29 protein-coding genes are annotated in these 26,362 nt (G+C 60.5%); 25 read left to right on the top strand and 4 right to left on the bottom strand.

Annotation, left to right across the window (positions count from 1 at the left end; genetic code table 11):
- Position 1: 1 nt before the first annotated feature.
- The 21 genes from yidC to PHV01_RS08290 all read left to right on the top strand — a co-directional run bounded on the left by yidC (position 2) and on the right by PHV01_RS08290 (position 17,968).
- Positions 2-1,666, top strand: coding sequence for a membrane protein insertase YidC (yidC, locus tag PHV01_RS08190; RefSeq protein WP_337290663.1), 1,665 nt, complete (start codon positions 2-4; stop codon positions 1,664-1,666).
- 13 nt (positions 1,667-1,679) lie between these two features.
- On the top strand, positions 1,680-2,384 hold the full coding sequence (gene rsmG / locus PHV01_RS08195) for a 16S rRNA (guanine(527)-N(7))-methyltransferase RsmG (protein WP_337290664.1): 705 nt from the start codon (positions 1,680-1,682) through the stop codon (positions 2,382-2,384).
- Positions 2,385-2,614: 230 nt separating this feature from the next.
- On the top strand, positions 2,615-3,385 hold the full coding sequence (locus tag PHV01_RS08200) for a ParA family protein (RefSeq protein ID WP_337290665.1): 771 nt from the start codon (positions 2,615-2,617) through the stop codon (positions 3,383-3,385).
- Complete coding sequence (locus PHV01_RS08205) at positions 3,360-4,199, top strand: ParB/RepB/Spo0J family partition protein (RefSeq protein ID WP_337290666.1); 840 nt, start codon at positions 3,360-3,362, stop codon at positions 4,197-4,199. Before PHV01_RS08200 ends, PHV01_RS08205 begins: the two co-directional genes overlap by 26 nt.
- A 38-nt stretch (positions 4,200-4,237) precedes the next feature.
- The gene (locus PHV01_RS08210; RefSeq protein WP_337290667.1) at positions 4,238-4,936 is read left to right on the top strand and encodes a DUF4013 domain-containing protein; all 699 of its coding nucleotides are present in this window, start codon (positions 4,238-4,240) and stop codon (positions 4,934-4,936) included.
- An 81-nt stretch (positions 4,937-5,017) separates the two neighbouring features.
- A complete protein-coding gene (locus PHV01_RS08215; protein WP_337290668.1) occupies positions 5,018-6,187 on the top strand; it encodes a cysteine desulfurase family protein in 1,170 nt (389 codons plus the stop codon).
- 165 nt (positions 6,188-6,352) lie between these two features.
- A complete protein-coding gene (gene mnmA / locus PHV01_RS08220; protein WP_337290669.1) occupies positions 6,353-7,456 on the top strand; it encodes a tRNA 2-thiouridine(34) synthase MnmA in 1,104 nt (367 codons plus the stop codon).
- 11 nt (positions 7,457-7,467) lie between these two features.
- Positions 7,468-8,691 carry an HD-GYP domain-containing protein gene (locus tag PHV01_RS08225; protein WP_337290670.1) on the top strand — a complete coding sequence of 408 codons (1,224 nt, stop codon included), beginning with the start codon at positions 7,468-7,470 and terminating at the stop codon, positions 8,689-8,691.
- Positions 8,692-8,967: 276 nt separating this feature from the next.
- Positions 8,968-9,378, top strand: coding sequence for an ATP synthase subunit I (locus tag PHV01_RS08230; RefSeq protein WP_337290671.1), 411 nt, complete (start codon positions 8,968-8,970; stop codon positions 9,376-9,378).
- Complete coding sequence (atpF, locus tag PHV01_RS08235) at positions 9,375-9,980, top strand: F0F1 ATP synthase subunit B (RefSeq protein ID WP_337290672.1); 606 nt, start codon at positions 9,375-9,377, stop codon at positions 9,978-9,980. Before PHV01_RS08230 ends, atpF begins: the two co-directional genes overlap by 4 nt.
- Positions 9,977-10,528, top strand: coding sequence for an ATP synthase F1 subunit delta (gene atpH / locus PHV01_RS08240; RefSeq protein WP_337290673.1), 552 nt, complete (start codon positions 9,977-9,979; stop codon positions 10,526-10,528). Before atpF ends, atpH begins: the two co-directional genes overlap by 4 nt.
- A gap of 18 nt (positions 10,529-10,546) precedes the next feature.
- Positions 10,547-12,073, top strand: a complete 1,527-nt coding sequence (gene atpA / locus PHV01_RS08245) for a F0F1 ATP synthase subunit alpha (protein WP_337290674.1) — start codon at positions 10,547-10,549, stop codon at positions 12,071-12,073.
- A 32-nt stretch (positions 12,074-12,105) separates the two neighbouring features.
- The gene (atpG, locus tag PHV01_RS08250) at positions 12,106-12,978 is read left to right on the top strand and encodes an ATP synthase F1 subunit gamma (RefSeq protein WP_337290675.1); all 873 of its coding nucleotides are present in this window, start codon (positions 12,106-12,108) and stop codon (positions 12,976-12,978) included.
- Between the two features lie 58 nt (positions 12,979-13,036).
- Positions 13,037-14,458, top strand: coding sequence for a F0F1 ATP synthase subunit beta (gene atpD / locus PHV01_RS08255; protein ID WP_337290676.1), 1,422 nt, complete (start codon positions 13,037-13,039; stop codon positions 14,456-14,458).
- A 27-nt stretch (positions 14,459-14,485) separates the two neighbouring features.
- Positions 14,486-14,914, top strand: a complete 429-nt coding sequence (locus PHV01_RS08260; RefSeq protein WP_337290677.1) for a F0F1 ATP synthase subunit epsilon — start codon at positions 14,486-14,488, stop codon at positions 14,912-14,914.
- A gap of 10 nt (positions 14,915-14,924) precedes the next feature.
- Positions 14,925-15,941: a 3-deoxy-7-phosphoheptulonate synthase gene (aroF, locus tag PHV01_RS08265; RefSeq protein ID WP_337290678.1), complete on the top strand. Its 1,017-nt coding sequence runs from the start codon at positions 14,925-14,927 to the stop codon at positions 15,939-15,941.
- A 226-nt stretch (positions 15,942-16,167) separates the two neighbouring features.
- Entirely contained in the window at positions 16,168-16,470 is a 303-nt protein-coding gene (locus PHV01_RS08270) for a nucleotidyltransferase family protein (protein WP_337290679.1), read from the top strand.
- Positions 16,471-16,679: 209 nt separating this feature from the next.
- Positions 16,680-16,802, top strand: a complete 123-nt coding sequence (locus PHV01_RS08275; protein ID WP_337290680.1) for a HepT-like ribonuclease domain-containing protein — start codon at positions 16,680-16,682, stop codon at positions 16,800-16,802.
- 238 nt (positions 16,803-17,040) lie between these two features.
- A complete protein-coding gene (locus tag PHV01_RS08280) occupies positions 17,041-17,310 on the top strand; it encodes a BrnT family toxin (protein WP_337290681.1) in 270 nt (89 codons plus the stop codon).
- Entirely contained in the window at positions 17,300-17,563 is a 264-nt protein-coding gene (locus PHV01_RS08285; RefSeq protein ID WP_337290682.1) for a hypothetical protein, read from the top strand. Before PHV01_RS08280 ends, PHV01_RS08285 begins: the two co-directional genes overlap by 11 nt.
- 27 nt (positions 17,564-17,590) lie before the next feature.
- Positions 17,591-17,968: a hypothetical protein gene (locus PHV01_RS08290; protein ID WP_337290683.1), complete on the top strand. Its 378-nt coding sequence runs from the start codon at positions 17,591-17,593 to the stop codon at positions 17,966-17,968.
- 557 nt (positions 17,969-18,525) lie between these two features.
- Here PHV01_RS08290 and PHV01_RS08295 read toward each other — a convergent pair.
- Positions 18,526-18,909 (bottom strand): RidA family protein, encoded by a 384-nt coding sequence (locus PHV01_RS08295; RefSeq protein WP_337290684.1) that lies wholly within the window; start codon positions 18,907-18,909, stop codon positions 18,526-18,528.
- Between the two features lie 53 nt (positions 18,910-18,962).
- Entirely contained in the window at positions 18,963-20,765 is a 1,803-nt protein-coding gene (gene uvrC, locus PHV01_RS08300) for an excinuclease ABC subunit UvrC (RefSeq protein ID WP_337290685.1), read from the bottom strand.
- 159 nt (positions 20,766-20,924) lie between these two features.
- Here uvrC and PHV01_RS08305 point away from each other — a divergent pair, with 159 nt between their 5' ends.
- Positions 20,925-21,116, top strand: coding sequence for a hypothetical protein (locus PHV01_RS08305; protein WP_337290686.1), 192 nt, complete (start codon positions 20,925-20,927; stop codon positions 21,114-21,116).
- A gap of 20 nt (positions 21,117-21,136) precedes the next feature.
- Here PHV01_RS08305 and typA read toward each other — a convergent pair whose 3' ends face one another.
- Entirely contained in the window at positions 21,137-22,966 is a 1,830-nt protein-coding gene (gene typA, locus PHV01_RS08310) for a translational GTPase TypA (protein WP_337290687.1), read from the bottom strand.
- Between the two features lie 464 nt (positions 22,967-23,430).
- On the opposite strand from typA, the gene PHV01_RS08315 reads away from it, so the two are divergent.
- Both PHV01_RS08315 and PHV01_RS08320 read left to right on the top strand, forming a co-directional pair.
- Positions 23,431-23,991 (top strand): peptidylprolyl isomerase, encoded by a 561-nt coding sequence (locus PHV01_RS08315; RefSeq protein WP_337290688.1) that lies wholly within the window; start codon positions 23,431-23,433, stop codon positions 23,989-23,991.
- A gap of 68 nt (positions 23,992-24,059) precedes the next feature.
- Positions 24,060-24,350 (top strand): hypothetical protein, encoded by a 291-nt coding sequence (locus PHV01_RS08320; protein WP_337290689.1) that lies wholly within the window; start codon positions 24,060-24,062, stop codon positions 24,348-24,350.
- A 12-nt stretch (positions 24,351-24,362) separates the two neighbouring features.
- On the opposite strand, the gene thrB is transcribed toward PHV01_RS08320, so the two are convergent.
- The gene (thrB, locus tag PHV01_RS08325; protein WP_337290690.1) at positions 24,363-25,271 is read right to left on the bottom strand and encodes a homoserine kinase; all 909 of its coding nucleotides are present in this window, start codon (positions 25,269-25,271) and stop codon (positions 24,363-24,365) included.
- A 163-nt stretch (positions 25,272-25,434) separates the two neighbouring features.
- On the opposite strand from thrB, the gene proC reads away from it, so the two are divergent.
- Entirely contained in the window at positions 25,435-26,250 is an 816-nt protein-coding gene (proC, locus tag PHV01_RS08330; RefSeq protein WP_337290691.1) for a pyrroline-5-carboxylate reductase, read from the top strand.
- Positions 26,251-26,362 lie beyond the last annotated feature (112 nt).

The raw sequence follows: 26,362 nt of genomic DNA on the forward strand, positions 1-26,362 counted from the left end.
CATGTCGACACAAGTGCGGGCACTGTTGGCGGTCGCTCTTGCGACCCTGATTCTTTTTGGTGGACAGTACCTCCTGCCCCGCCGCCCCGAGGAGACGCCGGATCCGTCGAAAAAGGAGGCCGTCCCCGCAGCGGCAAAACCCGCCGCGTCCCCATCGAGCGACGGCTCTTCTCTCTCGGGTCGGCTTCAGGAGCGGGAGACCTCGCCCAGGGCGCCGGAGCGGGAAGTGATCGTGGAGACGGGTGTCGTGAAGGCCATTTTGACGTCGCGGGGCGGGGCGTTGAAGAGTTGGCAGCTCAAACCGTATTCGGTTGCTGATGGGCAGGGGGTGGACCTCGTCGCGCTCCAACCAGAAGACCTGACGGGCCCGCTTACGGTATCAAGCGGGAGTGCGGAACAACCGGCGCCACTGGACTTCGACATCGACAAAGCGCAACTCAACCTTCGCGGGTCGTCCGAGACCGGGTCGATTCTCTTGTCTTCGCGGGGAAACGGCCCGCTCCAGCTCTCGAAGCGCTTGACATTCAAGGGCAACAGCTACCGGGCTGAGGTTGAGCTCTCCTGGAAAAACGCCGGCAAGGAGCCGATGACTATCGCGCCGGAACTCGCGTGGGGCCCAGGGTTCTACAGTGGTCGCGACGACAGGCGCACGCGGCCGTTGCCGCCCACCAGTTGGGTAGACGGGCATCGCGTGACGGACGACCTTGGAGGCCTCCAGGGCATCGCCACCCATAAGGGGCAAGTGTCGTGGACGGCCCTTCAGAATCTCTATTTTGCCGCAGCGCTCTTGTCCGGGGACAAAGGGAGCGTGGCGACAGTGCGCAAAGGGCCACAAGAGCGGCCGATTATTTCTCTCGCCACCCCCGCCCAGAGCCTTCAGCCGGGTGAGGAGCTGACCCAGCGCTTCGCTCTCTATGGTGGGCCGAAGGATATCGACCAACTGAAGGCCGCCGGGTCGGATCTGACCAACATCGTGGACCTTGGGTGGTTCGATACTCTCGCCCGTCCGGCGCTGCACCTCCTGCGCTTCCTGCATCGTCTCAGCGGTAACTACGGCGTCGCCATTATCCTGGTCAGCCTGCTGCAGAAGGTCGCCCTCCATCCTCTTACCGCGAAAAGCCTCCGGTCGATGCAAGCCATGAAATCCCTGCAACCAAAGATTGCCGCCATCACAGAGCGCCTCAAAAACAATCCGCAGAAGAAGCAGCAAGAGGTCATGGCGCTGTACAGGAAGCACGGGGTCAACCCGTTGGGTGGCTGCTTGCCTATGCTCGTTCAAATCCCGATTTTCGTCGCTCTGTACAACGCCCTCTCGAGCTCAGTGGAGATGTGGCAGGCCCATTTCCTCTGGATCAAGGACCTCTCTCAACCCGATGCGCTCTTCACGATTAATCTGTGGGGCTTACAGAACTATCCTTTTAACCTTTTGGCCATTTTCATGGGCGGCAGCATGTTCCTGCAGCAAAAAATGTCCCCCAGTGTGGGTGATCCGCAGCAAGCACAGATCATGCTGTACATGATGCCTGTCATGTTCATCGTCATGTTTTGGACCTTCCCCTCAGGGCTTGTGCTGTATTGGCTTGTGAACAACGTTCTCCAGGTGGGTCAGCAACACTGGCTGCAGAAGCAAGGGAAGCTCACGCTCCGTGGACCGGAGGCGGCCTAACGGCGGGGGTGCCTTGCCAGAGCAGGCGGCCCAACAGAGCGTTGCTTGCCGCAGTGAGTTGTTGCGCCGCGGGCTCGACCACATCGGGCTTCGGTTGACGCCGGTACAGCACGAGGCGCTCAGCGTATACTTGTCGGAGCTGCGACGCTGGGCCGCGCACGTAAACCTGACCGGGTTACGGTCTGAAGAAGCGATCATCCGCGAGGGGTTCCTTCGCTCCTTCGCCTACAGGGCGGCCTTCGAGCCCACACCGTTGATGAAAGCCGTCGACGTTGGATCGGGCGCGGGATTCCCCGGGTTGGTCCTCAAGATAGGCTACCCCGACATCGACATGCTGCTGCTCGAACCCAGGCGCAGGCGAGCCACTTTTCTGCGTTCCATCATACGGCGACTGGAGCTTACCGGAATTCGCTGCATCCAGGCGAGGGTCGAGGAGCTGCACGGAAGCGCCGAGCATCAGGGCGGCTACGACGTCGCCTTCGCGCGGGCAGTGGGACCGGTTCCGGATGTGGCGCGCAGGGTGGAGCCGCTTCTGAAGCCTGGTGGGCGGTTGATCTTGCAGATGGGCCAAAGGACGCGCGGCTTGCTTCCGCTCGCGCGCCCGCTGCTTCGCGTATTAGGAATGAGGACGCAACTCCTTGAGGTCCCGGCCCCCGATGTGGGGTATTCGCCAACCCACCTGCTCATCCTGGATAAATTGCCCCTTCTCGCCTCATAATGTTTCACGTGAAACTCCTCCCAATCCGTCGCTTTATTCCTGCCGCCGGCTGTGGTACTCTTTCCGATTAAGTGCAGGGCTCTTCCAGGAATCACGTGGATATGGCGGGAGCCTGAACAGCGCTTCAAGGGGCGGGAGAGTGATGGCTGTCTACCATATCCAGGAACCCATCGAAATATCGTTCACTCACACAAGAGCCGGAAGGGCCAAGTTTAATAGGGAGGGCAGCAATGCGTATCATCGCCATTGCGAACCAAAAGGGTGGGGTCGGCAAGACGACAACGGCCGTGAATCTGGCCGCCTCTCTCGCGGCGGAGGAGCAGCGGACGCTCCTCCTCGACATCGACCCGCAGGGCAATGCCACGAGCGCATTAGGGGTCGCACGCGAGGCCACGCCGGCCGCCTATGACCTGCTCATGGGTGGGGCAAAGGTCGCTGAAGTGGTGCGGCCGACCCCGGCCCCAGGGCTGGACCTGGTTCCGGCTGGAGACCGCCTCATCGGGGCGGAGGTAGAGCTGGCCTTAAGCCCGCATCGTGAAGCTCGCCTGAAGGATGCGCTAAGCATCGGAGTGGAAGAGTATGCCTACGTGTTGATCGACTGCCCGCCTTCCCTTGGCCTGCTGACGGTTAACGCCTTGGCAGCCGCCCACTCAGTTCTGATTCCGCTTCAATGCGAATACTACGCCCTGGAAGGATTGGCCAGGATTATGGAGGCCATCACCCTCTGTCGGATGAGCCTCAACCCGGGCCTTCAGGTCGAAGGGATCGTCCTGACTATGTATGACATGAGGCTGAATATTTGCGAGCAGGTGGAGCAGGAGGTGCGGCGCCACTTTCCGCACGCAGTCCTGAGAACGGTGATTCCCCGAAACGTGCGACTGAGCGAGGCGCCCAGCTTCGGGAAACCGGTTCTTCTCTACGACAGCCGCTCGTCCGGGGCGGAGAGCTACCTTCGCTTAGCCAAGGAGATTATCGATGGTGCAACGCAAAGCCCTCGGTAGGGGGTTGGAGGCACTGATCCCCGGAGCCGATTCCTCCGGGGTCATGCAGGTCCGGATAGAGGAGATCGCCCCCGGCACATCTCAGCCACGCCACGCCATGAACGACTCCAAGCTCAACGAGTTGGCGGCCTCTATTAGGGCCCATGGGGTACTCTTGCCCATCCTCCTTCGTCGAGAAGGGGGTCGGTTTGAGGTGGTAGCCGGGGAGCGGCGCCTGAGAGCTGCACGGATGGCAGGACTCGACACAGTCCCGGCCCTGGTAAAAGAGCTGTCCAGTAGCCAGGCGCTGGAGGTCGCGTTGGTAGAGAACCTGCAGCGGGAGGACCTGAACCCGATCGAGTCGGCTGAGGCGTACTTAAGGCTTCAGGATGAGTTTGGGCTGACCCAGGAAGAGGTGGCCCGGCGTGTGGGTCGCGATCGCTCCTCGGTGGCCAACGCGTTGCGGCTCCTCAAGCTTCCAAAGCAGATCCAGGCCGACCTCGTTGAAGGCGCCTTGTCCGAAGGACACGCTCGGGCTCTGCTGGGGCTGGAGCGGGGGACCGACCAGATCAAAGCGCGCAATGAGGCGATCCGCAGAGGCCTGTCCGTTCGCGCCACCGAAGCGCTAGTCCGGCGGCTGAAACAGGCCGGCAGTCGGGAGCGTCGCCCGGCAGTAAGCGAACCGACGTTCCGGGCAGCCGAGGATGCCCTTCGGCAGGCGCTCGGGACCAAGGTTCGGATCTGCAGAAAAGGGGTGGGAGGGACGGTCGAGGTAGAGTTCTACTCGATGGAGGACCTCGAGAGGATCTACGAGCGCATCTGCGGGCGCGACTGAGTACTTGGTGTTGCACGTGAAACATTACAGGAGCGGGTTTGCATAACCGGGTGCTGAGGGCGCTGGTCTTCCCATTGGAAGATCGGGAATGGCTGTCGAAGATCGTGGTTGGCGGCAGCGTTGGACTGCTCTTGGAGGCCCTCTTTGTGACCCTTGGTTTCCTGCTTACCCGGGAATTCGCCATCGCGGGGTCCTTGCTGGCGCAAGCGACCAACTTCCCCGCGCTCGGCTTTGTGGTGCTGGTTTTTCAAGGCGCCCTGAAAGTTCCCCAAGCAGACTCGATGCCGTCGTGGAGGCAGTGGTCGGCCTTGTGTCTGAAGGGGTTGCTGCTGTTTATGCTCGGCATGGCTTACGAGGTCATTCCCCTTCTATTCATCGTCTCCGGCTTCGGCCTTTTGGCCCGAGGGGGTGTAGCGCTGGGTCTCGGCCTCGTCCTGATGCTGCTCGGAATGCTCGCCGGGATTACAGCCGGATTCTTTCTCCCGATGGGTATTGCGTGCTACCTTGAGGAGCGCCGGCTGGAAGCGGTCCTTCACCCGGTGGCGGTCTGGCTTAAGATCCGAAAAGTACTTGCCGAGTATGCGGCAGCGTACCTGCTGAGTATCGGCTCACTTATTGGGGCAGGCCTCATCGGAACCATCCCGGTTCTGGGAGCCCTGCTGTGGCCCTATCTGACGTTCTATCTCCTGGTGGTAGGTGCCCGCCTTTTTGGAGAGATCTGCTCGGTTGCTGGATGAGGGGCGCCCCCCTCCGCTGATGGCAGTCACAACTCTCGGCGTCTTAACGACAGCAGCAGAAGGCTCGGCCTTGAAGACAACATGAGTATCTATTGTGACTATAACGCCACTACCCCGATGCGTCCGGAAGTATTGGACGCGATGAGGCCATACTTCGATTCGCGCTTTGGCAATGCCAGTTCGAGCCATAGCCGGGGCAGAGAGGCCAAACTGGCCCTGGAAGAGGCGCGTGAAGCGATTGCGTCAGCGCTTGGGGCGCGGGAGAAAAAGAGCGTGATCTTTGTGTCTGGGGGAACGGAGGCGAACAACCTGGCCGTCAAGGGCGCGGCCTGGGCCGCCCGGGAACGGGGCCGCCACATCGTGACCTCGGCGGTGGAGCACCGGGCCGTCATCAGCGCCTGCCGGGCCCTGGGGGCGGAGGGGTTCGAGGTCACCTGTCTGGCGGTCGACGCAGAGGGGCTGATCGATCCGGAGACGGTCAAGCGAACCGTTCGGACCGACACCACGGTCATCTCCTTGATGCATGCCAACAACGAGACCGGAGTCATCTTTCCGATTGCTGAAATCGGGCAGCTTGCGCGGGAACGCGGTATCGTCTTTCACTCAGACGCCGTCCAGACGTTTGGCCGTCTTCCGGTCGATGTCGAAGCCCAAGGAGTCGAGCTGCTTACCATTTCAGGACACAAGATCTACGGGCCGAAAGGGATCGGGGTCCTGTATGTCCGTCCGGGAACAAAGCTCGTCCCTCAAATACATGGGGGGGAGCAGGAGCATGGCGTCCGGGCCGGGACAGAGAATGTGGCGGCGGCCGTCGGCATGGCCTGTGCGGCAAGGCTCGCACTCGAATCGATGCAGATCGAGCGCCACCGTCTGAAGATGCTCAGGGATCGCCTTGAGGCGGGTATTCTCGGCCGGATCACGGGGACGCGGCGGAATGGCGACCGGGATCAGCGACTGTCTAACACCTCGAACATCTCATTTCAAGGGGTTCGGGCAGATTCATTGCTGGTTGCGCTGGATCTCGAGGGGGTTGAAGTCTCCGCGGGCGCCGCCTGCGCCTCCGGCGCGCTTGAGTCGTCGCACGTCCTGCGGGCAATGGGCCGAAGGTCTGAGATTGATGGCGGCGGGATTCGGTTTTCGCTGGGCGCCGGGACGACGGAAGCAGAGATCGACCGCATCCTGGAGCTCTTGCCGCCACTGGTTGAGCGGGTCCGTGCTGCGAAAGTAGAGGGTATAGGGGGTAGGGTGTAGGGTAGAGCCTGCCCTACAAATCTCCGTTCCCCCTTCGACAAGCTCATGGCGAATGGTATGCTATTGAAAACATTGATCTTTTTCGTTTGTGCTGAGCCCGTCGAAGCGCGAGTAAGGGTGTACAGAATAGGCCTGGTGAAGGCATAAAAGACAAGAGCAAAATCCGTGAATCGTAAGCCGAGAGTCGTTGTGGCGATGAGCGGCGGGGTCGACAGCGCTGTCGCCGCCGCCCTGCTCCAAGAGCAAGGGTATGAGGTTATCGGGATCAGCCTGAAGCTGTTGTCTGAGGGGACAGGGAACGGCTCGGAGCGGGCCGATCGCTGTTGCTCTGTCAAGGATGCCGAGGATGCGAGGCTCGTAGCCGCGCAACTCGGGATCCCCTATTACGTACTGAATTATGAGTCGCAGTTCCATCGCGAGATCATCCAGGCGTTTACGGCAGGCTATATAGGGGGCCTGACGCCCAATCCCTGCGTGCGCTGTAATGAGCTGGTGAAGTTTGGATTTCTGCTCCGGCAGGCGGTGGGACTAGGGGCCGAGCACCTGGCGACGGGACATTATGCGCGAGTCGAGCAGGACCGTAAGAGCGTTCGCTTCGTGCTGCGTCGTGGGAGCGATTATGAGAGGGACCAAAGCTATTTCCTGTACAGCCTGACCCAGGAGCAGCTCGCTAGAATCTGCTTTCCCGTCGGTCATATGACTAAGGACCAGGTTCGAGAACGGGCTGCAGCCTACGGTCTACGGATCGCCGCCAAGGCCGACAGTCAGGATCTCTGCTTTGTTGGCCACGATTACCGGACCTTCCTCCAGGGGCGGTGTGGAGACCGTCTGAAGCCGGGCCCGATTACAGATCGTGCCGGTCGGATCCTCGGGCAACACAAGGGCGTGGCGCTCTATACCGTAGGTCAGCGTAGCGGTCTGGGGTTGGCTGGCGGCCCTTTTTACGTAATCCGGCTTGACTCGAGAACCAACGCGGTCATCGTGGGCAAGCGGGATGAATTGCTGCAACATGAATTCGTGGCCGACCAGCTTAACCTTATAGCGTGGGACCGCTTGAATGGGGAGCGGCCTGTCCTGACGAAGGTTCGCTCCCGCCAAGCTGCGATGCCGGCGACAGTGTTCCCTCTCGGCGATGGTCGGATACGGGTCCGATGGCAAGAGGCCCAGCCCGCCCCCGCCCCGGGCCAGGCGGCCGTATTCTATGATGCGGCGGAGCCCGACCTGCTCGTGGGCGGCGCCACCGTTGCGGCAGACCAACGGCCTCAATAAGCGAGCGGCGAATGCGGAAACAGATCGCGATTGGGCAATTACGAATCGGGATGTATGTTACCAGGCTCGATAGGCCGTGGACAAAAACCCCTTTTTGGCGCCACAAGATGCGAATCGAGAGTTCCGAGCACATCGAGGCATTGCGCGCCTGTGGCGTACAATTTGTAGAGATCGATACGGAGAAGGGGCTGGACCTTGCTCCTCAGAGCAGCGTTCGCACAACCACTCCTTCTGCGACTCCTACGACAGAGCACTCATTCTTACATCCGCCCCAGCCCCGGGGAGTCTCATTCGAAGAAGAGATGAGCAGTGCTAAAGAGGTGTATGGCCAGGCTAAAGTGGTAGTGGCCCAAGCCATGAGCGCCGCACGGCAAGATCGAGCGCTCGATGTCGAGGCGGTTAGCCAGGTGTCGGAGAGGATGGTGGAGAGCGTCCTCCGCAATAAGGATGCGCTTTGCAGCCTTTCGCGCCTCAAGAGCTTCGATGAGTACACCTTCTTCCACTCGGTTAATGTTGCTATTCTGGCTCTTGCGATGGGCCTGCATCACGAGATGTCCCGCGACGCCCTTTCCAGGCTCGGCTTGGGGGCATTACTCCACGATATCGGAAAGATGAGGGTTCCCGTGGACCTCTTAAACGCGCCTAGGCGGCTGGAGGAGGGTGAACGAGAGATTCTGAAGCAGCATGTCATGCGTGGCGCGGAGTACTTGTCGCAACATGCCGCCCTGTCGGAGGAGGTCTTCTGGCCCCTGCTGGAGCATCACGAGCGGCTGGATGGGACCGGCTACCCCGCCGGTCGGAAACGGAAAGATTTGAGTCAGTCCGGTCTGATCACAGGCGTAGCAGACATTTACGATGCCATCACCTCTGATCGTGTATACCACAAAGGGATACCCCCATTTCAGGCCATGCGAGAGCTGCATGGGCTGGCGCTTGACGGGCACCTCGATCTTCACGTGGTGAGAGGGCTCACTCAGTGCGTCGGCCTGTACCCCGTTGGAAGTTATGTGAGACTTTCGACAAGAGAAATCGGCGTGGTAAGTCGGCTGAACCACGCCGAACCCTTACTACCGACATTGCTCTTGGTCAGCAATGGGGGTGTCCCGTATCGACCACCGAAGCCCTTCGATCTCGCCCAGCAGCCCACACAACCCTTGTGCTATATTGTGACTCCGGTAGACCCACATCAGCTCGGCATTGACCCCAACCACGTATTGGGCGACCTGTCCGCATGATCTATAGTCCGCCTGGGTTGAAGCCTATTGAGAACTCCACGCATTTCATGACTATTCATCCGGGGAGAAAGTGGATCGACATATCGGCGGGCGAGGCGGTTCGCGTCGTTCAGGAATACAGCCGTCTCGAGGCCACACTAGCGGCTCATCGCTCCCAAGTGGCCAAAAAAGGCTTGACAAATCTCAATCAGTAGGGCAAGCTTGAGCGCGTTTTCACGATCTTTAGAGCTGCCAGGTCCGACTCAAGGGATCCGGCAGCGCTTTTTTGCCGGTGGTATGAACGAGCGGGAGCAGTTCGTCCGAGGTACGCTGGTTGGCGCGCTTGGCCTCGTCGCGGCCGGGCTCGTCGGTTTTGGGCTGTTCGGGAAGTGGGATTGGGCCTTGGGCCTTGCCACCGGCGCGCTCGTCAGCCTGTTCAGCTTCAGACTCATTGTCCAAACCGTGGTCCGTCTCACCGAGCGCCAGGCGCCTCGGTCGCGTGGTCAACAGTACTGGTGGGTCCGATCTATTCTTAGGCTCTTCGGAGTCGCCGTCATCGTCTTCTTCGTGATCGTTTACCTGCCTGTGAATCTGATCGGGATGGCGCTCGGCCTGCTGGCGGTTCAACTTGGGATGGGCGGATATTTCGTCGTTCGTTCGTCGTTTTTGCACAGTAGCAATACCGGATTGGAGGATCAGAAGCCATGACGAAGGATCGCATCCGGCTTATCGCGGTGACGGCCTGCTTTTTCCTTGGGTTGGCGCTTCTCGTGGCCTTCCCTGCATGGGCCGCCGAGGAAGCCCATGGGGGAGAGCAGCCCGGGATCATCAACCTGAATAAGACATTGATCCTTCAGGTTGTGAACTTTCTCATTTTGATTGCCGTGCTGTACAAGTTCCTGTTCAAGCCGCTCACCCAGTTTCTCGCGACGCGGGCCGATGGCATCAAGCGTTCCCTGGAGGAGGCGAAGGCAGCCAGAGAGGCCGCGGCCCAGACCCAGAAGGAGTACGAAGCACAGATTCTCGCGACCCGGCGGGAGGCCGCCGCCATGCGGGAGTCGGCGATCCGTGAGGTCGAGGAGGAGCGGCAGCGACTGCTCAAGGTCTCGCGTGAGGAGGCCGCCCGTCTCGTGACCGAGGCCAAGGCGCAGATCGAGCAGGAGGTCAAAAGGGCGAAGGCCGAGCTTCGCGCGGAGGTAGTCGATCTCTCGCTTGGGGTCGCGGAGCGCGTCATCGCCCGCAGTCTTACCACCGATGATCATCGCCGTCTGGCGGAGCAGGTGGTGGCCGAGATTGGGAGCGGACGGTGAGAGCCAGCGGTCTCGCCAGAAGGTACGCCAAGGCGCTGGCAGACGTTGCGGCCGAGCAGCAACTGCTGGAGACGGTCGGATCTGACCTTCGCGCGGTTGTAGAGACGATGAAACGAACTCGCGAGGTGGCGACCTTCTTTGCGAGTCCCGCCATCCCACTGAGCGATAAACGGCGCATCCTGCACACGATTGCGGAAGGGGTGGGGGTGAAGCCGCTTACCGCCAAATTTCTGAATCTGATCCTGGAGAAACGGCGGCTCCCGCACCTCGGAGAGATTGCCCTCGCCTATGAGGAACTGACCGATGAGCGGCTGGGTCGCGGAAAAGCCACAGTGACCTCAGCGATCCCGCTGTCCGAGCCGATCATTCACGGGCTCCAGGAGCGCCTCCGGATGGCGACGGGAAAAGAGATCTATCTGGAGGCTCGAGTCGACCCCTCCATCGTGGGCGGGTTTGTTGCGCAAATTGGCAGCACCATCTACGATGGGTCCGTCAGGACACAACTGAAAAAGGTGCGCGAACACCTGCTGAAGAGCGAGTATCGCTGACACTGAAAGGGTAGCGGAATGGCGCAGATCAAAGCGGAAGAGATCACCGAAATTATCAAGCAGCAACTGGCCGGGTACGAGGCGCTCGTTGATGTCGCGGAGGTCGGCACCGTCATCGAGGCGGGCGACGGGATTGCTCGCATCTACGGCCTGGAAAAGGCCATGGCCGGCGAACTCCTGGAGTTTCCGCACGACGTCTTCGGCATGGTGCTGAACCTTGAGGAGGACAACGTCGGCGCGGTCCTGTTGGGCGAGGCGGAAGCGATCAAAGAGGGTGATCTGGTCAAGCGGACGGGCCGGATCGCCTCGGTGCCGGTGGGCGAGGCGCTGGTGGGGAGGGTGGTGAACGCTCTGGGCCTGCCGATCGACGGCAAGGGACCGATCGACGCCAAAGAGCTTCGGCCCATTGAGCGGTTGGCCCCCGGGGTGGTGGACCGCCGACCGGTTAAGGAGGCGCTTCAGACCGGTATCAAGGCCATCGATGCGATGATCCCGATCGGTCGGGGACAGCGCGAGTTGATCATCGGCGACCGGCAGACCGGCAAGACGGCGGTCGCGATTGACGCCATCATCAACCAGAAGGGTAAAGACGTCTTCTGTGTCTACGTGGCTGTCGGTCAGAAGCGGTCTACCGTCGCCCAGGTGGTCAAGACGCTGGAAGAGGCCGGGGCTATGGCCTACACCACGGTTGTTGCGGCTACTGCCTCCGAACTGGCGCCGCTTCAGTATATCGCCCCCTATGCCGGCTGCGCGATAGGCGAGTATTTCCGCGACTCTGGGCGTCACTCCCTGTGCGTCTACGACGACCTGTCCAAGCATGCCCAGGCCTATCGCCAGCTCTCGCTGCTGCTGCGTCGGCCGCCCGGCCGCGAGGCCTATCCGGGCGATGTCTTCTACCTGCACTCGCGCCTTCTGGAGCGGGGGGCCAAGCTGAATGACGATCTGGGCGGAGGGTCGCTGACCGCGCTCCCAATCATCGAGACCCAGCTTGGCGACGTTTCGGCCTACATCCCGACCAACGTGATCTCGATCACCGACGGCCAGATCTATCTGGAAACCGATCTGTTCTTCGCCGGTATCCGGCCGGCCATCAACGTCGGCCTGTCGGTCTCCCGAGTCGGCGGCTCGGCCCAGATCAAGGCGATGCGGCAGGTGGCCGGTAAGCTCCGGTTGGACCTGGCGCAGTATCGGGAGATGGCCGCGTTCGCCCAATTTGGGAGCGAACTGGACAAGGCCACCCAGGCTCAGCTCAATCGGGGCGCGCGAATGGTCGAGGTGCTGAAACAGGGGCAGTATGTGCCCCTCGAGGTCGAACGACAGATCCTCATTATCTATGCGGGAACGGCCGGCCACCTGGACGAGCTTCCGGTTGACACGGTCTTGCAATTTGAGGGGGTGTTGCACAAATCCGTCGAGGGGCGGTATCCAAGCATCTTTCAGGAGATCAGGGAAAAGCGCGAACTCAGCGATGCCCTCCGCGCCCAGATGGACCAGGCGATTACCGAGTGCAAGGCCGAGTTTCTGGCGGCTCGAAAGGCGGCCTAAGAGCAGGGGTTAGGGTTTAGAGGCGGCAGAGCATGGCGACATTACGCGATATTAAGCGGCGCATTACATCAGTCAAAAGCACCCAGCAGATCACCAAGGCGATGAAGTTGGTGGCGGCAGCCAAGCTGCGCCGCGCCCAGGAGCGTATCCTGGAGGCCCGCCCCTATGCCTTCAAGATGCAGGAGGTACTGGCTAGCCTCGCCTTGAGAGCCGATCCTCAGTATCATCCGCTGCTGTGCCGACGCGAAACCGGTAAAAAGATTATCGTGGTTATCGCCGCCGACAAGGGACTCTGTGGCGGGTTCAATAGCAATATCATGCGCCGGTCGTTGGAGTTGCTCCGCACAACACCCGGCGAAACGACCGTCACGCTGGTCGTCGTCGGGCGCAAGACGCGTGATTTCTATCGGCGCCGCCCCTATGCGATCCGGTCGGAACAGATCGGCTTTTTCGATCGGTTGGCGTATGACCATGCGGCCGCGTTGGGCCGAGAGTTGGCGAATGCCTACGTGGCCGAGGAGGCGGACGAGATCCAGTTGGTCTATAATGAGTTTAAGTCGGTCGCGACGCAGCGGGTCGTGGTGGAGCGACTGCTGCCCATCGAGCCGTTGCAAGCCCCTGAGGAGCTGGCCACCATCGACTTCATTTATGAGCCGTCGCCGAAGGCGATCCTGGAGGGGCTGCTGCCTAAACATGTTGAGGTGCAGGTGTACAGGGCGCTCATGGAATCGTTGGCCGGTGAGTACGGCGCCCGGATGACCGCTATGGATGCGGCGAGCAAGAACGCCTCAGAGATGATCGACCTGCTGACGCTGCAGTTCAACAAGGCGCGGCAGGAACGAATCACCAAGGAGCTGCTCGAAGTTGTCGGTGGGGCCGAGGCGTTGCGGGCGGCTAAGGGATAGAGACGGCCGTCAGCTTGTGCTGAGCGCTGAAGACTGATTTTCAACCAGGAGTGAGACGATGAACGCAGGGAGGATCGTGCAGGTCATCGGACCTGTCGTCGATGTCGAGTTTGACCCGGGCAAACTACCGGCCATTCACAACGCCCTCGAGGTCAAGGCCCAGCAGACCAAGGATATCTTTTCCTACAGTGAACGGCTGATTGTGGAGGTGGCCCAACACCTGGGAGAGAGCCGGATTCGAGCCATCGCCCTCTCCTCCACCGACGGGCTTGTCCGGGGGATGGAGGTCGTTGACACCGGCGCGCCGATCACCATTCCCGTGGGCCGGGCTGCGCTCGGTCGGATCATGAACGTGATCGGGGAGCCGGTGGATAAGCAGGGGCCGATAGACGCCAAGACGCACTACCCGATCCACCGCCCCGCCCCAGCCTTCGACGAACAGGCGACCAAGGTCGAGATCCTGGAGACCGGCATCAAGGTCGTCGATCTGCTGGAACCGTATACCAAGGGCGGCAAGACCGGCCTCTTCGGCGGCGCCGGGGTCGGCAAGACCGTCGTCATTATGGAGCTGATCCGCAACATCGCCATGGAGCATGGCGGCCTCTCGGTCTTTGCGGGGGTGGGCGAGCGAACCCGCGAGGGAAACGACCTGTGGCTGGAGATGAAGGAGTCGGGGGTTATTGAGAAGACCGCGCTCATCTATGGTCAGATGACCGAGCCGCCTGGGTCGCGGCTGCGAGTAGCGCTGACCGGGCTGACCGTCGCCGAATACTTCAGGGACGAGGAGAAGCAGGACGTCCTGCTGTTCGTCGACAACATTTTCCGTTTTACGCAGGCCGGCTCAGAGGTTTCGGCGCTGCTCGGCCGGATGCCCTCGGCTGTCGGCTACCAACCGACGCTGGGGACAGAGATGGGCGAGCTGCAGGAGCGGATCACCTCGACCAAGACCGGCTCCATTACCTCGGTCCAGGCCATCTACGTACCGGCCGACGACATTACCGACCCGGCCCCGGCCGCAGCCTTTGCCCACCTGGACGCGACGACGGTCCTTTCCCGGCAGCTTACCGAGCTGGGGATCTATCCTGCGGTCGATCCACTGGCCTCCACCTCCCGAATTCTCGACCCCCGTGTCGTGGGTGAAGAGCACTACGCGGTGGCCAGGTCGATCCAGAAGATCCTGCAGCGCTACAAGGACCTCCAGGATATCATTGCCATCCTGGGGATGGACGAGCTGTCCGAGGACGATAAGTTGGTGGTGGCGCGCGCGAGAAAGGTTCAGCGATTCCTCTCCCAACCCTTCTTCGTGGCGGAGCAGTTCACGGGTCAGCCCGGCCGCTACGTCAAGCTGAAGGACTCCATCCAGGGATTCAAGGAGCTGATCGAGGGGAAGGCGGACGATCTGCCGGAGCAGGCCTTCTACATGGTTGGGACCCTCGACGAGGCCCGGGAGAAGGCCGAAAAGCTCGCGGGCCACAAGTAAGCCTGTCGCATAGGGCACGATAACGTTATGGCAGAGCAACAGAGTCAGACTTTTATGCTTGAGGTGGTGACGCCTCAGCGGCTGATCATCAGCGAAGAGATCGAGGAACTGATGGCCCCCGGCCAGGAGGGGTATTTCGGCGTCTGGCCCGGCCACACCCCGTTTATGACGACGCTGAAGATCGGGGAGCTGTCCTATACGCGGGGGCGGAAGGAGCGGTTTCTGGCCGTCAACTGGGGGTATGCCGAGGTCCGCCCCGACAAGGTGATCGTCCTGGTGGAGTCGGCGGAGCGGCCGGAGGAGATCGACCTGGCCAGGGCCGAACAGGCCAAGGTGCGGGCTGAAGAGCGGTTGCGCCAGTTTGGGGATGAAGCCATCGATCATGCCAGGGCCCAGGCCGCCCTTGAGCGGGCACTTGCCAGAATGGCAGTTGCCGCCAAGGGGAGACAATCGTAAGAGGAACGGCATGATTATCGTCATGAAAACGGGTGCCCACGAGAGCCAGATCCAAGACATCATTCGGCGGATCGAGGCGCTCGGATATCAGGCCCATATCATTCAGGGGACACAGCGGACGGTTATCGGGGCCGTGGGGGATGAGCGTGGTAAGGATCGTCTGCAGTCGCTGGAGGTAATGCCTGGAGTGGAGACCGTAGTCCCGATCCTCCAGCCGTTCAAGCTGGCCAGCCGAGAGGTCAAGGGCGGCAAGAGTATTATCAAGGTGGGTGACCTGGAGATCGGCGGACCGGCTGTCGTGGTTATGGCCGGCCCATGCTCAGTCGAAAGCGAGGCGCAAATGCTGCAGACCGCCCAGTCAGTCAAGGCGGCTGGAGCAAAGGTGCTTCGCGGAGGAGCCTTCAAGCCGCGCACCTCGCCCTATGCCTTTCAAGGTCTGGCCGAAGAGGGGCTCAAGTACCTGGATGTCGCGAGGGCGGCAACCGGCCTGAAGATCGTGACTGAGGTCGTAAACCCGATGGATGTCGAATTGGTGGCGGCGTATGCCGACATCCTGCAGATCGGCGCTCGAAACGTCCAGAATTTCGCTCTGCTGAAGCGGGCCGGCGAGGTCGGCAAGCCGGTCCTGCTCAAACGGGGGATGGCAACCACCATCAAGGAGTTCCTGATGGCGGCCGAATATATTCTGTCGGAGGGGAACTACGACGTGATCCTCTGCGAGCGGGGGATTCGGACCTTCGAGACCAGCACCCGCTTCACTCTCGACCTGAGCGCGATCCCGGTCCTCGGCAAGCTGACTCACCTGCCGCTGTTTGTGGATCCCAGTCACGGTACCGGCCAATGGGACTACGTAGCGCCGATGGCAAAGGCCGCGGTCGCCTGCGGAGCCGACGGGCTCATCATCGAAGTCCATCCAAACCCTGCGGAAGCCCAATCGGATGGCCTGCAGTCGCTGAAACCCCAGAAGTTCCAAAAGCTCATGGACGAATTACGCCCCGTCGCCGAGGCCGTCGGCCGCCGGTTGTAGTAGCACCTTCCAAACGCAAGCTCGCCCCACTCCATTTCGCTATTAGCATTCGATTACGTTGAGCATCAACCTCCGCTTTATGCTCGCCCATGACCCTGACTTCCTGCCAACCTTGACAACTCCGTAGAAACCAAAGAGAATTGCCGCAGTCCCATGAAGCTTCAGGACGGGGTTTGACGATTGCCTGTCATCAAGGCATCCTCAGTCAAGAGGCAGCGGAGGAAACGTGCGCGCGAAAATCAATATCCCGAAAGATAAACTCGCGGAGTTTTGTCGGCGCCATCAGATTCACAGGCTGGCGCTGTTCGGCTCGGTGTTGCGAGATGATTTTGCGACCGATAGCGACGTGGACGTGCTGGTGGAGTTTGAGCCGGGAGCGCGCATCGGATTGATCGGTCTGGCAGGAATAGAGAACGAATTGAGTCGCCTAATTGGACGAAAAGTGGACATGAATACAGCCGGATGTCTCAGCCCCTATTTCCGAGAAGAAGTGCTTCACGAAGCGGAGGTTGCCTTTGAGCAGGCATGACGATCAGGTCAGCATGCGGCATATGCTGGACCACGCTCGCGAAGCGTGCGCAATAGCTCGCGGACGCAAGCGCTCCGACTTGGAATCCGACCGGATGCTGCAACTGTCCCTGACCCGTCTGGCGGAGATTGTGAGCGAGGCCGCATCGCGCGTGTCGATATCCACCCGAAAAAAATACCCTGAGATTCCTTTGGCCGGATATTGTTGGGATGCGCAACCGCCTTATCCACGGATATGACATAGTGGACCTTGACCTACTTTGGGATACGGTTGAGACAGACCTTCAGTCGCTAATAGCTCAGTTGGAAGCTGTCTTTAAGGAATCGCAATAACCAACGGTCAATGGTCCGTGCGCGAAACGGCCAAACGAAATACGTCAAGCTCGAGCAGAGACTGTTCCTGCCGTTCCGGTTGGCCATAATAGGGTTGCCGATCAGTGTTCGCCGGTGACGGTGCGCCCAAGAGAACCTTGACAACCCCTCAGAAACCAAAGAGAATTGCCGCAGCCCCGGGAAGTTTCAGGATCGGCAGTAGTTTAATCCTAATCATCCTGCCCTTGAAAAGGATACAATGCGATTTGAGTGGGATCGTGATAAGGCAAACCGGAACCATAAAAAACACGGGGTCACATTTGACGAGGCAGTTACCGTATTCTACGACCCGTTGTCTGCGACATTTGATGATCCCGATCACTCGGTTGGTGAACGGAGGCTCATTACTATCGGGTTCTCCGCTCAGGGCCGACTCATAGCAGTATGTCATACTGAGCGCGGACCAGCGGTGCGAATCATCAGTGCCCGTCCAGCTACGGTACGAGAGAGGAAGCGTCATGAGACATAAGAGAGAAACCGAACAAGACGAGATGCGCCCTGAATACGATCTTGATTACTCCAAGGCTGTTCGCGGAAAGTATTATCGGCGTCTTCTGAAGGAAGGTGCAAACGTCGTCGTGCTCGAGCCGGACATCGCGAAGGCATTTCGCGATTCCGCAGCCGTAAACGATGCGCTGCGTTCTCTGCTACAAGTGTCGGAGTCGACGCGGCGCCTCACTTCGCGCTCAACTCAGACCGCGCGCAAGCACGCCGCCGGTTAGCGTCGTTAGCTAACAGCCACGATGCTTATGTCGAAGATCGCCATGAAAACAATACTAACGGACATTGTGGTCCCGCTGCTGGTCGTATCTATTCCGTTTACTCCGAATATTTACGAGATGTTCACTAGGCCTGAGTTCCATTTCGTTTATGAGACGCAGTATCGAAAGAACCCCGTAATCGAGTGGAATCGGCAGCTTAACAGATTTGTTGATGGGCTGAATAAACTTCCAAAGCTCAGCGATGGCCCCATTCCGAAGCAGGTTGCGATACGCCTTGCCAGGGACATTTTTGAGGCATTGCCCGCCATGTTAGCCGACGACAGCTTCAAGCCGATGGATAGTCAACCGTTAAAATCCTCAACGTATCGAAATACGATCTCCGCAACATTAAGGCTCACTTCGTAGGCTGTGTCGGGTTTGATTCGTACAAGACCTACCCGGATTCGCTCGGAAGTCCTGAGAATCGAAATATTTCGCCCTCAGCCACCAGCGTAACCGTAACGGTCCGCTACGACAACCTTGCTCGTTCACCTGAGGGTTCCTCCCGGCCGGCGTTCATCACCTTCTATGGGGCGGACGCATCACAATGCAAACCAAAAGTCGAAGCCCAGCTTGCGAACGGAGATCTGGCCACTGGTAAGGAGGTTGCCATTAGTAGTTATCTTGACGATGTGGAGTCTGCGCAGTGGAAGAGGGAGAGGTTGTCTGATACCGCCGTGAAGGTGTTCTTGGTTGCGGCCGTTGTCTATCTAACCTTCCAGATTCGAGGGCTGAAGAGGCGAGTGCGCAATATCAGCTAAGTACGGTGTCCAGTCGACGGCGCTGCGCGCCATGCCTGATGCGTAGCGTTAGATAACTGCTTGGCAGGTCTCACCACAGCGCCGCCAACCTGTAGGATGGCTCATCTTGTCTGGTGGGCCGACACTGGTTGTAATCATGGTAGATCATGCTCCTATCGAATCCTACAGCGTCGTCGCCACCAAGTCGATTTCGACGATGGCGCCGCGCGGCAGGGTAGCCACACCGACCGTCGAGCGAGCGGGCTTAACCTTGCCCAGGTATTCGGCATAGACCTCGTTCATCTGGGCGAAACTGCTCAGGTCGGTGAGATACACGGTGGCCTTGACGACTCGGTCGAGGGAGCTTGCCCCGGCCTCGAGGACGGCCTTCAGGTTTTCCAGGACTTGGCGCGTCTGGGCCGACACGTCGCCCTCGATCATCTTCCCGGTGGCCGGATCGAGCGCGATCTGACCGGAGGTGAAGAGGAACCCGTTGAACTTAATCCCTTGCTCATAAGGCCCAATAGCCTTCGGGGCCAGCTCGGTGCTCACGACTTCACGCGACATCTATGCCCCCTCACTCTTACCCTCCCCCGCCATGGGGAGAGGGAAACAGTACATTAGGCGCTCACGGCGCCGACAACGTCATGAATGGTTGTGGCTAGCGACTCGGAGATCCCGGCGGCACGCCGCAGTTCATCGATGCTGGCCTCGCGTAGGCGACGGAGGCTTCCGAATTGGGTGAGTAGCGCGCGTCTACGCTTGGCCCCGATCCCGGGAACGTCGTCCAGCAGCGAGCGGATCGCCGACTTGCCTCGCAGCGCCCGGTGATAGGTAATAGCAAACCGATGCGACTCATCGCGGATCTGCTGAAGCAGTTGCCTGGCCCTGGACCGTTCCGGGAGCGCGATCGGCGTGGACCTGGATGGGTGAAAAACCAACTCCTCCTCCTTGGCCAGGCCCACCATCGGTAGTGCATGCAGCCCCAGCTCCCTCGCTACGCCGAGCGCGGCGTTGAGCTGTCCGCGACCGCCGTCAAGAAGCATGAGGTCGGGAAGCGGCATCTCCTCTGTCTTGTGCAGCCGTCGTCGCACCACTTCGGCTAGCATAGCGAAGTCGTCAGGCCCCTGCACCGTCTTGATCTTGTAGCGCTTGTAAGCTGATTTTTTTGCCTTGCCATCCTCCCAAACCACCTGGGAGCCGACCGCCAGCGTCCCCGAGATGTTCGAGATGTCGTAGGCCTCGATCCGTCTGGGCGGGGCCGAGAGGTCAAGCGCCTCCTGTAAATCCTTCAGGGCTTGCTCGCGACTCCGCGAGGATCGGAGCGACAGTGCCAGGGCCTCCTGCGCATTTGTCAGCGCCAACTGGACCAGCCGCGCCTTGCGCCCGCGCCGCGGGACCAGCAGCTCCACGCGGCGATTGGCCCGGGACGCAAGCCACGCCGCAATCAGCGAGGCGTCCTCCAGGGGGTGGGACAGCAGGATCTCCTGAGGGATGTCCCGTGCGCCGAGGTAGAACTGTTCGATCAACGAGGACAGCAGGCCGCCCATGGTTTCGGCTTTCAGCTCAAAGGTAAAGGTCTCACGGCCGATCAGCCTGCCTCGCCTGATCAGGAAAAGCTGGACCTGCGCCTCCCCACCTTCGGCGGCCAGGCCAAAGACATCCTGGTTCTCGCCCCTTGGCGAGATAATCCGCTGGCGCTCGAACACCTGGCGCAGCGAGGCGATCTGGTCGCGGTATTTCGCCGCCTGCTCGAACTGAAGCGCCTCGGCCGCCTGGTGCATCTGCGCCTCGAGTCGCTTCGTCAGTTCCTGATCCTTTCCCTCCAGCAGTAGCCGCGCCTGATCCACCAACTCGCCGTACGCGGACTCACCGATCAACCCCTCGCACGGACCCACGCAGCGGCCCAGGTGGTATTCGAGGCAGAGCCGTCGACCTTTGATCGACCGGCACTTGCGGAGGGGGATCGTCTTATTCACGAGGGCCAGTACGTCCCACATCGCGGTCGTCGGGACATACGGTCCGTAATAGAGCGCGCCATCGTCCTTGATTCGTCGGACCACCCGCACCCAGGGAAACGGGTCTTTTAGGTCGAGCTTGAGGAAGGGGTAATGTTTGTCATCCTTTAGGATAATGTTGTAACGGGGCTTGTGGCTTTTAATCAGGTTACTTTCCAGGATGAGGGCCTCCAGCTCATTCGCTGTGATGATGAACTCCAGGTCGGCCACCTGCTCCAGCATGGGTCGAATCATGGGTCGATCGGGCGCGTCCGCCGCCTCAGTAAAGTAGGAGCCGACGCGCTTCCTCAGCGACAGGGCCTTGCCGATATACAGCACATGGCCTCGCCTGTCACGGAACAGATAGACGCCTGGCGCGTCCGGAAGACCCCGCACCTTTTCTTGAAGCCGATCGATTGCCTGCATGACAGCTAAAAGATGTCATAGGCGTCCGACACTGTCAAGGTGCGCCGCCGCGCAAGACCCTTGACAGTGTGATGCCGAGGGCGTAGGCTGTTGCAGAGTTCTTGCGGCTTGGCCGAGGCCGCAAACGAGAAGGCAACGATTGCAGAAAGGAGATGATGAATGGCGGGAAAGTTTCAACCGTATCGAGGGGAGAAGCGGCGAAAGGAAGTCGCGCGGAAGACTAAGCAGGAGGAGAAGCTCCGAAAGAGGCTGGAGAGGAAAGAGGGTATCTTGCCGGCCGGAGAGGGTGAACAGGAACAGGAAGAGGGTTCGCCTCCCGCCGAAGAACCATCACCCCCTCCGGGCTCGTAGTGCCTGGCGGGGTCAGCGCGTCATCGCCTCACGACACGCACCCGCTTCCGCTCTTGCCGGTCCAGCACCTTCTTGCGCAGCCGTAGACTCTTTGGTGTAACCTCCAGCAGTTCGTCTTCTGCCAGATACTCAACGCAATTGTCAAGACTCATCTGTCTCGGCGGTGACAGGCGCACCGCGATATCGGAGGTCGAAGATCGCATATTCGTCAGGTGCTTCCGCTTTGCGACATTGACCTCCAGGTCTCGCTCCTTTGCCGCCTCGCCGACGATCATCCCTTCGTATGCCTCGGTCCCTGGTCCGATGAAGAGGAGTCCGCTTCCCTCCGCACTCGCCAGGCCGTACGCCGTGGCTACCCCCGCCTCCCACGCGACCAGCGACCCACGGTCGCGCGCGCGAATTTCGCCGACCATCGGTTCATAGGCGTGAAACAGGCTGTTGAGCAGCCCGGTGCCGCGCGTCGCGGTCAGGAACGCCTGGCGAAATCCCAGCAACCCCCGCGTGGGGACCGTGAACTCATAGTGGACGAACCCCTGTTCACCCGTCCGCATATCCATCAGACGCCCTCGCCGTACCCCCAACATCTCCATCACCAATCCTGCCTGCTCCTCCGGCACCTCGATGCTGACCCGCTCGAACGGCTCCAACCGCTCCCCGCTTTGCGGATCGGTCTGAAAGATGACCTCGGGCCTCGAGACCTGCAGTTCATACCCCTCGCGCCGCATCGTCTCGATCAGGACGACCAGATGTAGCTCGCCTCGTCCGGCCACCAGGAAGCTGTCGGGGCTCTCGGTGTCATGGACCCTCAGGCTGACATTATGCTCGAGTTCCTTGAATAAGCGCTCGCGGAGGCTACGGCTCGAACTCCACCGCCCCTCCCGCCCCGCAAAGGGGCTGGTGTTCACGCTGAAGGTCATCTGCACGGTCGGCTCGTCTACCAGGAGCGGGGGAAGGGCCAGAGGGTTATCCTTGTCGGCGATCGTCTCCCCGATCCCAATCTCCCCAAGACCAGTCACCGCCACGATTTCGCCAGCCTCCGCCTCCTCGACCTCGACTCGGTCCAACCCCTGATGTACAAAGACCTGAGCTATCTTGCCGGGGTAGTAGGTTCCATCCTTCGCGATCCGGATGACTTCCTGAGCTCGGCGCAGACGGCCGGCGGACAGGCGACCGATGGCGATCCGGCCCTTATAATCATCATAAGCCAGGAGGTTGACCAGCATCTGCGTGGGACCATCCGGCTCCACCACGGGGGGAGGCAGGGAGTTGAGGATGGTTTCGAACAGGGGCTGCAGGTCAGGGGCCAGTGAGGTTGGCGTATGGCCGGCCTGTCCACGGAGGCCGTCCGTATAGACGATCGGGAAGTCCGTCTGCGCTTCTGTTGCGCCAAGATCGATGAATAGATCGAAGGTGGCGTTGGTCGCGTAGTCGACTCTGGCGTTCGCGCGGTCGATCTTGTTGACAACTACAACAACCTTATGATGGAGTTCCAGGGCCTTGCGCAGCACGAATCGGGTCTGGGGCATTGGCCCCTCCACGGCATCCACCAGCAGCAATACCCCGTCCACCATGTTCAGGACCCGCTCGACCTCACCTCCGAAGTCGGCATGCCCTGGCGTGTCCACGATGTTGATTTTCACGCCCCCATAGGTTACGGCGGTGTTCTTGGCCAGGATGGTGATGCCGCGCTCTCGCTCCAGAGGGTTGGAGTCCATGACCCGCTCGACCATCACCTGGTTGTCTCTGAAGATACGGCTCTGCTTCAGCATGGCATCCACGAGCGTCGTCTTGCCATGGTCCACGTGCGCGATGATGGCCAGATTCCTGAGATTGGTGCGCTGCTGTGCCATAATGTGCCTTCTTTGATGCGGTTATGGATCGTGCGACCTGTCTGCGTGCATCGCACAGGCAGGCGTGCCCGACAGTAGGCGGCACGAACGCAGGAAACGTATCTTACAGTCGAAAAACTCAGTGTGGGGAGGCGCGAGAAAGGTCAGAGCCCGAAGGGAAACCGGCTGCGGACCTGCTGGGGCCGTTCTAGCAGATGTGGCGCTTCAAGTTGCAACGGCACGAGTCAAACACCTCACGAACTCACAAGAGTGTATCGCAAATGGGCGAATTCGTCAAACAGGTTTCTGCATGGCACGGCATGAGATAGAATAAGAGGTTACGTTGCGTGAATAGCAAGACTTTTCGGTTGCGCCGGAGGCTCGCCAGGCGTACGATGCGCCGGTACTAGTCTGCCGCGTGGCGCAGGCAGGCGCATGAGCGGTTCAGTCGACGCTGAGACACACATGGAGGAGGAAGGATTAAGATGAAGATGACCCGATACGCATCGATGCTTGCAACGGCCACGGGGATGCTCCTTGCCCTGACGGCAGGGCTCGCGCTTGCCGAGACGCCTGAAAAGGCGACGACCCAAGTCAAGCCTGACAGCCAAGGAATTCAGAATGGCTCTACCGTCAAGCTTGAGTACAGACTGTCGGACGAAAAGGGGGCAGTCTTGGATACTAATGAAGGGCAGGAGCCCTTGATCTACACCCAGGGGCAGGGGCAGATCATCCCGGGGTTAGAAAAGGCGCTGAACGGTCTGCGCGTAGGCGATACGAAGCACGTCGTTGTCAAACCCGACGAGGCCTATGGGCCGATCCGTCCCGAAGCATTCGTTGAGATCCCTAAAGAACGCATTCCGGAGAAAATGCAGACAGTCGGGGCTCACCTTGTGGCCCAGACAAAGGACGGGCAGCCCATGCACGCCTTTGTAAAAGAGGTTAAGGAGAAGACGGTCGTCTTAGACACCAATCATCCGTTGGCAGGGAAGGCCCTGACCTTCGACGTCAAGATCGTCGAGGTGGAGGCCCCTCAGGCTAAGTAGTCAGTGGCGGGATACGCTGATTTCGGAGCGCCGTCCCCGTAGTGAGGGGAAGAAAGAGGATAGGGGGAATGAACCCGGGATCACTGGAAGTCTATTGCACGAACGAGAAGTGTAGCGACCACGAAGCGGATACGGGCGGCTCGGCTCCCATCGGCGAGGCGGGGAGGCATCGTCGCATGAACTACATGGGCAAGCGTCGAATTGGCGCCGCTCGAGCCTTTCTCTCGAGCCTCGTCATGTTCCAGTTTGATCCCGGCCTACATTCTCTTCCGCCAGGTAAGTATCACATCTTTCAGTGCTCCGCGTGCAACCGCGAGCGCATCTACCGTGAGCAGGGCGACCAGCTCACGGAGGTGTGAACGTGGGTTTCTTCACTCAAGGTAGATGAGGCCCTGGCGGTCGATTTCGAGCAAATGCGTGCGGTTCTCGATTCCGAACTCGCGCCGCCAGCGCTCTCCCATACGTCGGCCGATCTCCTCACCATCCCCGCTGATCAGTGCCAGCAGCGAGGAGCCCGCGCCGCTCAGGCAGGTGGCTAGCGCCCCGGCCCGCCGCCCCTCCTCCAGAATCGCCTCCATCCCTGGGAGCAATGCGGCCCGGTACGGTTGGTGGAGGCGGTCTTCAGTTCCCGGTGCGAGCAGTTCGGGACGATCGGTGGCGAGGCCCGTGAGCAAGAGAGCTAAACGGGTTAGGTTAAAGACGGCATCGGCAAACAGGACCTGCTTGGGAAGCACCTCCCGCGCGCGCTTAGTGGCGAGTTGGAGGTCCGGGATCACGACCACCGCCTTCAGGTGAGTGGGGACTGGGACCTTAGCGGCGACGACGCGACCCGCGACGATGGCGGAAACCGTGAGGCCTCCCATCAAGGCCGGCGTCACATTGTCAGGGTGCCCTTCGAAGGGGAGCGCTCTGGCGAGGAGTTCATCCGTCGAGAGTTCGACGCGGGCCAGACGACAGGCGGCGGCGATCCCGGCGAGACAGGCCGCGGCACTGCTGCCAAGGCCGCGTCCCAACGGGATTCGATTAATCTGGTGCACCCATAGCCCAGACGACTGAAAGCCCAAGTCTCGCAGCGTCTCCTGCGCTGCTCGAACCGCAAGGTTCCGCTCGCCCGCCTGCTCCAACTCGGCCTTCCCCTCACCCTCGACCTGAAGGCTCAGCCCCTCAGCCTCGTCGCTGAGCTCCACCTCGTTGTACAGGCTCAGCGCCATCCCCAGTGTATCAAACCCCGGTCCAAGGTTCGCCGTTGAGGCCGGCACCCGCACTCTTACCCGTCGCATCGATCACTCCCCCCCTATGACTTCCACATCCCGCATCGGCTGTCCCCACCATATACCGTACTTTGCCAATCCCCGCAAGGAGTAGTTGGCGGGCAAATCTCCTTGACTCTCGCAAGGTTTGACGCTATAAGACGACAGGCCTTTTGGAGGCAAGGAGAGCGGTATGTTACAAGGTCGGACGATCGGGTTCATCGGGGCTGGCAACATGGCCGAGGCGTTAATCCGCGGCCTGCTCGAAGCCAAGCTGGTGACGGCGGACCAAGTCATTGCCTCGGATATCATTGAGGCGAAGAGGCAGCAGATCCATCTGCGCTACGGCATCCAGACCGTGACCGAGGGCCGCGATGTGGGGATGAAAGCCTCCATCCTGGTCCTGGCCGTCAAGCCTCAGGACATGGAGGCGGCGCTGAAAGGGATCGCCGCTTCTGTGGATCAGGCCAAGACGATCATCTCGGTTGCCGCCGGCATCACGATCACTTTCATCGCCGAGCGCCTGCCCGCCAAGACGCGGATCATTCGCGTTATGCCCAATACGCCGGCCCTGGTTCTGGCGGGCGCCGCCGGTATTGCGAAGGGTGAGCATGCGACAGCCGAAGACCTGCAGATTGCAGAGGCGATCTTCGCCGCTGTCGGGAAGGCGGTTGTGGTCGAGGAGAAGCATCTGGACGCCGTGACAGGGCTGAGCGGCAGCGGCCCAGCCTACGTGTTCCTGTTTGTTGAAGCGCTGGCCGACGCCGGTGTGCAGATGGGGCTCGCGCGGGATGTCGCCAGACTGCTGGCCGCTCAAACTGTCCTGGGCGCCGCAAAGATGGTGCTTGAAAGTGGGCGCCATCCGGCCGAGCTGAAGGACATGGTTGCCTCTCCCGGCGGGACGACCATTGCCGGGCTGTATGCCTTGGAGCGCGGCGGATTGCGTGGGACCCTGATAGAAGCGGTAGAGGCGGCCACGATCCGATCCCGAGAGCTAGGCAGGAGATAATCACTATGCCGTTTGTTGCCCACTTCGTCGATGCATTTGCGTCCATCCTGAACATGGTGTTGTCGCTTTATACCTGGCTCCTCATCATCCGGGCGCTGATCTCCTGGGTCAA

The sequence above is a fragment of the Candidatus Methylomirabilis sp. genome (genome assembly GCF_028716865.1).
In the GTDB taxonomy this organism is placed as follows: Bacteria; Methylomirabilota; Methylomirabilia; order Methylomirabilales; family Methylomirabilaceae; genus Methylomirabilis.